This window comes from Halomonas sp. BC04 (assembly GCF_000568385.1).
Window position 1 is genome coordinate 1 of record NZ_AZQX01000366.1, and the last position, 5,531, is coordinate 5,531.

The 5,531-nt window shown below is 62.3% G+C and carries 6 protein-coding genes and 1 pseudogene; 4 read left to right on the plus strand and 3 right to left on the minus strand.

The window, feature by feature from the left end; translation table 11 throughout:
* From Q427_RS34800 to Q427_RS24735, 4 genes are all read left to right on the plus strand, one after another.
* Positions 1–325 (plus strand): 4Fe-4S dicluster domain-containing protein (locus Q427_RS34800; protein WP_231613907.1); only part of this gene is annotated, 325 nt, incomplete at its 5' end.
* A 17-nt stretch (positions 326–342) separates the two neighbouring features.
* A complete protein-coding gene (locus Q427_RS34805; protein ID WP_231613908.1) occupies positions 343–591 on the plus strand; it encodes a hypothetical protein in 249 nt (82 codons plus the stop codon).
* On the plus strand, positions 588–2,879 hold the full coding sequence (gene nrfD / locus Q427_RS30655; RefSeq protein WP_081786200.1) for an NrfD/PsrC family molybdoenzyme membrane anchor subunit: 2,292 nt from the start codon (positions 588–590) through the stop codon (positions 2,877–2,879). The genes Q427_RS34805 and nrfD overlap by 4 nt, the downstream gene beginning before the upstream one ends.
* Positions 2,880–2,902: 23 nt before the next feature.
* Positions 2,903–3,391, plus strand: coding sequence for an FKBP-type peptidyl-prolyl cis-trans isomerase (locus Q427_RS24735; RefSeq protein ID WP_051496682.1), 489 nt, complete (start codon positions 2,903–2,905; stop codon positions 3,389–3,391).
* A gap of 450 nt (positions 3,392–3,841) precedes the next feature.
* Here Q427_RS24735 and Q427_RS24740 read toward each other — a convergent pair whose 3' ends face one another.
* The 3 genes and pseudogenes from Q427_RS24740 to Q427_RS32805 form a co-directional block, all read right to left on the minus strand.
* Complete coding sequence (locus Q427_RS24740) at positions 3,842–4,192, minus strand: metalloregulator ArsR/SmtB family transcription factor (protein ID WP_043518011.1); 351 nt, start codon at positions 4,190–4,192, stop codon at positions 3,842–3,844.
* Between the two features lie 108 nt (positions 4,193–4,300).
* Positions 4,301–5,035, minus strand: a complete 735-nt coding sequence (locus Q427_RS24745; protein WP_043518004.1) for a sulfite exporter TauE/SafE family protein — start codon at positions 5,033–5,035, stop codon at positions 4,301–4,303.
* A pseudogene (locus tag Q427_RS32805) lies at positions 5,028–5,531 on the minus strand (Bcr/CflA family drug resistance efflux transporter); the annotation flags it as partial. The gene Q427_RS24745 and the pseudogene Q427_RS32805, both read right to left, overlap by 8 nt.

Genomic DNA, 5,531 nt, shown 5'->3' on the forward strand with positions numbered 1-5,531 from the left:
CTGCATGCAGTGCGAGAACCCCTCCTGCGTGCATGTCTGCCCGACCCGGGCCACCTACAAGGACCCGGATGCCGGTGGCATCGTCTTCGTCGACTGGAACAAGTGCATCGGCTGCAAGTACTGCATGATCGCCTGCCCCTATGGGGTACGTTTCTATTCCGACGAAAAGCCACTCATCGAACCGGACATCCGCGGGGCCTACCCGAGCGAGAACGGCCAGCTGTGGAGCCCGCCCTACCAGAACCCGGAAGAGGACTGGAGCCGCGGCATCGGCATTCAGCCAAGGGCGTCGTATCGAAATGCACCTTCTGCTACCACAAGGTGAAGCATGCACCAGAAGGCGTGGCCGATCTCGATGAGGACAATCCCGCCGTGAAGGAGTACGTACCGGCCTGTGTGCGCACCTGCGCACCCAAGGCGCGCTACTTCGGCGATCTGGACAATCCCGAGAGCCAGGTCAACCAGCTGATCGGCGACAAGCATGGCGTGCGACTCAAGGACCACACCGGCAACCGGCCGCAGGTCTATTACCTGGGTGCCGGAGCGAGTGTGCCGGCCTTTACACCAGCAGACAGGGGGGATGATGCATGAGGACTTCCACTTCACCTAATGCGCTCCAGGGCAAGCTGGGGTCGGCCCTCCTGGTCGCTGCCGCCATCGTACTCCTGGCGAGCCTGGGCTTCGGCGTAATGCAGCTGGCCAGTACCGGCCACACCTCCTTCAACACCAGCTCTACCCTGCCCTGGGGACAGCCGATTGCCACTTACCTCTACTTCGCACTGGCATCGTCGGGGCTGGGGCTGATCGCCTCGCTGCCGCTGGTATTCGGTTTCAAGCAGTATTATCCCATCGCCAAGCGCTGCATCTTCCTCGCCTTCATCGTGCTGATTTCCGGCATGGCGGTTCTGGCGCTGGAGCTGGGCAACGTCTTCCGCATGCTGTGGGCCATCCCGCTCAACCTGCAGGTGCAGTCGGCCATGTTCTGGATGGGCGTATTCTATGCCCTGGACCTGTTGTTCATTCTATGGAAATTCAGCAAGTTGCAGGGCGGGGAGTGGGACAGCAAGACCAGCAAGCAGGTGGGTATCGCCTCCTTTATCGGTGTCCTGCTGGCCAGCGGCAACCTGGCGCTGATCTTCGGCATGATGAGCATGCGTCCGTTCTGGTTCGATGCCCTGCTGCCGATCTACTTCTACTTTACCGGCATCACCAGTGGCGTCGCCGCCCTGGTGTTCTTCGTCTACCTGGCCTATGGATTCAAGCGTGAGCGCATGCCCCAGGCCCTTCAGGCGCTGCTCACCGGGGCCCTGCCCAAGCTGTTTGCGGCACTGATCGGCGGCACCCTGCTGTTCATCGCCGCACGCGCCATCACCGGCCTGTACACCAACAACCCGGAAATCAGCCTGGTCTGGAGCGAATACCTGTTTGCGTCGCCCTGGTACAACGCGGCACTGCTGCTTGGCCTCCTGCTGCCCTTCGTGCTGATGCTGAGCACCACGCTGCGCAACCGCATGGACATTCAGGTGCTGGTTTCGGGCCTGGTATTCCTGGGGCTCTTTGCCGAACGCTTCTACTTCGTGGTCGGTGGGCAGGTCGTCCCCCTCTTCAGGGGTACCTGGGAGCCCAATCTGCTGAGCTACACCCCCTCGGCAACCGAGTGGGCGCTGACCATTGCCGGCTGGTCCCTGTTCTTCGTGCTTTACCTCCTGGGCGAGAAATTCTTCAACCTGGGCGACATGCAAGGCAGTTCCGTGATCAGACAGCGGCTGAACCCCAGCCAATCGAGGATCAACCGTCTGGCGCGGGCGAGGCAGCGGCAACCTGACAATCACGATTCGATCAACCGGCCTGCCCTGGGGGCAGGCCCTGCTCATGGAGTGGCCATGATCCAGGACACCGACTTGATGGCCCCGGCCGAGCTCTACCTTTGCCTGTCGAAGGCATTCCTCTCCCCGGTCACCCAGGTAACCCTGGACGACCTGAACCAGGGGCTGCTGCCCGACCTCCAGGAGCTCTCTACCCAACTGCCGGCCATCGCCGACACCTGGCTGCATGAATTCAGCCAGGCGCTCACGGACATTCACACATCCCAGCAACTGCTGGTGGGATACAGCAAGCTGTTCCTGATGCCACCTGCGCCCGCCCCGCTCAATCTGGGGGCCTATCTGGACGGGTCCGCGGCAGGTCAAGGCAGCCGTATGATCGAAGCCTTCTACTTTCGTCATCAACTGACGAAACGGGATGACTTCCACGACTTGCCCGACCACCTCGCCCTGAACCTGCAATGGTATGCCTGGATCATGAGCCAGGTACTGGAAGCACAAGGTGAAGCCGACACCGAAATGGGTGAAGAGACCCTGCCGGAACGGTTTTACTGGCTTCAGGATCTTCACATCATGACCCGGGACTACACGCTCCCCGCCGTAAAAGGACTGCATCAGAAGATTGTTGAATGTGCCGATGAAGCGAGACCCGAGCAGCGACTCTGGCGACTTCTGGTGGAATTGACCCAACGTCAGCTGCAGCGAGAGCTGGCTTGGCTGCAACCAGTGATCGACCGGCATGCGGTGGAAGCGTCCCCTTTCCATACCCCACATGGCGACAAGGCAACGGTTGCCAAACGAGCGAGTGATGATGGCAATGAATACGGGAATGCCGCTGTCGTCTCTGCCCCTCAGTCCTGTGGCCGTTGCGGTACGGCGTTCATACCGAGTGCAATCCTGAGTGAAATGCAGCAGCGCCTGGAGCAAGCCGGACTCACTGCCGATCATCTGATGATCTGTGCGGACTGCAGTGAAGTGGATACTTCGAGGGCCGGGCCAAAGCCACTGGAGGACGGGTACAGGGGCGCTGACGAGTCGTACAGGCAGGGTTCATGAAGGATTGGCACGGGAGCCATAGCATGCAGATACACGCCTTGAGTGAGGTCAGAGCTGCTTACACCTTGACCGAAGAGGGCGGCCAGTTGATCGCCACTTCCCCGCCGGGCCGCCCGCTGCGCTATGTCCACGGTAGCGGCCAGATGCTACCGGCACTGGAGCAAGCCCTGCTCGGCAAGCGGGAGGGTGACCGGGTCACGGTGACCCTGGCGCCGGAGCAGGCCTACGGCCCCTACCGACCTGAGCTGGTCTTCGAAGCAGTACGCGAGAACCTGCCGCCGGGTCAGGCGATCCGTATCGGCATGACGCTGACGCCGGGTGGGCAGCGGGGGAAGTTCTCCCTCAAGGTAGTGGAGCTGACCGAGCGCGGCGCCATGCTGGATGGCAACCACCCGCTCGCCGGCAAGACCGTGACCTGGCAATTGGAGATCCTCTCCGTCCAGACAGGCTCCACAACGGACCATGGGAATATCGACCACCATCCCATACGCTGGGTGGAACTCCATGACTGAGGCTCATTGATCGTCACTGGCCAAAGGCCATGGCAATGACCACTGGCCTGGGCAACCTCCGCCAAGGCGCCTGACGCGACACAAAGTCGGGGCGCCGAACCGAGCGCTCCAACAAGGTCTGCAACTACCGCATTGTAGGAGCATCTTCAGATCGCGCCGGCGGTGTTGCCGGTGTGCGCAACGAACACCAACGCGCCGGACTCCGCCAAGGCGCCTGATGGCGCCAGTCGCGATGCAAAGCAGCGCTCCAACAGCTGCTTTTACCACCGGCGGTGCCACGCCACCTTGTCGGAGGAAGCTTCAGCTCACGACTGGAGGCCGAAGGCCTCCCGGCGGTGTTACCAGCGTTGGCATTCACCACTGACGTTGCCGTCTCCGCCAGGGCGCCTGCGGCGCCAGTCGCGATGGGAACCAGCGCTCCTACAGCAGCCCTCTCCACCAAAGTACAGGTCAACACATGGCCAGGCGTCGCTCCGGGCGATTGCCCATGGAGGCGAGGCGCTGCTGCAGCCGCCGCAGGCGTTCCACCTCGCCCTGCGCCGCCGCCTCAAGCGACTGCACCGCCCAGGACGGGAGCTCCGCCTTCAAGCCATAGTAGACCCACTGGCCATCACGGCGGTCGTTGAGCACACCACAGGCACGCAGCTGAGCCAGGTGGCGCGACACCTTGGGCTGCGACTCATCCAGCACGTGGGTCAACTCGCAGACACACAGCTCACCTTCTCGCAGTATCAGCAAGGTCAACAGCAAGCGGGTTTCGTCACCCAGGCATTTGAACAGTTTATTGGGTTCCAGAGAAATCAAGGCGCATTCCGGGTTTCTGAGTTATTGCTCAGTTTACCGCAACCCGACCATGGCGTCAGTGCATCCGGGCTCATGCCCTGCACCGTTAACGGCTCCGTCACTCGATCAGAGCAGCAGGCCGAGCGCGGCCAGGGTACAGAGCGACAGCGACGCACCCTGAAGCAGACGGCGATCGAGGCGATGGGCGATGCGATCCGCCAGGGCATTGCCGGCGAATACCGCCGGCAGAAATGTCAACGCCAACGCCAGATGCCATAGCCGCACCTGGCCGGCAAACGCCAGCGTCGCCAAGGTCAGCAGTGACGTGATGATGAAGAAAGCCGCCAGGTTGCCACGCAGCCGATCCGGGGAAAGCCCGTGCCACAGGAGCACCATGGGAGGCCCGCCGATGGCGGCCACGGTGCCGAAGACACCCGACAATACCCCGGCCCCGAACAGGCTTGCCGAATTGACCGGCAAGCGAAACCGGAACAGGGTGACTGCCACGGCAAACAGCACGCTGGCGGCGATCAACTTCTCGAGCACGACCATGGGAGCCGTCAGCAGCAGCCAAAGGCCCAGCCCATTGCCGGGCAACCGCCCCACCAGCGCCATGCCGATCTCGCTGATACGGATCTCATGCCGATACTGACGGACCATCATTAGCGATACCATGAAGCCGAACAGCACCAGGATGACCGGCACCAGGCGCGGCTCCAGCATCAATAGCAGCGGCGCCCCTACCACTGCCAGGCCGAAACCGGTGGCACGTTGCACGAAGGCCCCCAGCAACAGCACCAGGGCACAACCCAGCCAGACCGTGAGGTCCAGACCGAGCCATGACTGCAGCGGCTCAAGCATGGGCCGGCATTCCCGCCAGCCGACGCAACCCCAGGTTGCCGATCAGCGATGCCAGCAGCATGGTCAACACCATGGGCCACAGGCTCTCGATCTCGAAGATACCGACCATGACACCGGCCAGTGCGGCGGAACCGAACTTGATCCCGCCCATCATGGCCGTCGCCGTGGCGCTCATATGGCCGAAGTGATCGAGCAGTGCCGACATGGCGTTGGGCGTGATCAGGCCAATCATCCCGGCATAGACCATGACCAGCAGTACGACGACGGGAAGCGAGGCAAGCCCCAGGGCCGCCGCCAGTGCCAGCCCCAGGGCAGCGATCAACTGGATGCTGAGGCCGAGATGCAGGTTCTGCTGGGGCGAGCGACGAACCAGCAGATGAATGTTCACCCGATTGGAGAGCGCGATCACCAGCACATTGGCGCCGAACACCACAGGGTACATGGCCGGCGACAGGCCAAAATACTCCAGGTAGATATAGGCGATGCCGTGATGAAG

What these genes read in the sequence shown, in the direction of transcription:
- nrfD (WP_081786200.1), top strand. Translation starts at nt 588, where the DNA reads ATGAGGACTTCCACTTCACCTAATGCGCTCCAGGGCAAGCTGGGGTCG.
- Q427_RS24735 (WP_051496682.1), top strand. Translation starts at nt 2,903, where the DNA reads ATGCAGATACACGCCTTGAGTGAGGTCAGAGCTGCTTACACCTTGACC.
- Q427_RS24745 (WP_043518004.1), bottom strand. Translation starts at nt 5,035, where the DNA reads ATGCTTGAGCCGCTGCAGTCATGGCTCGGTCTGGACCTCACGGTCTGG.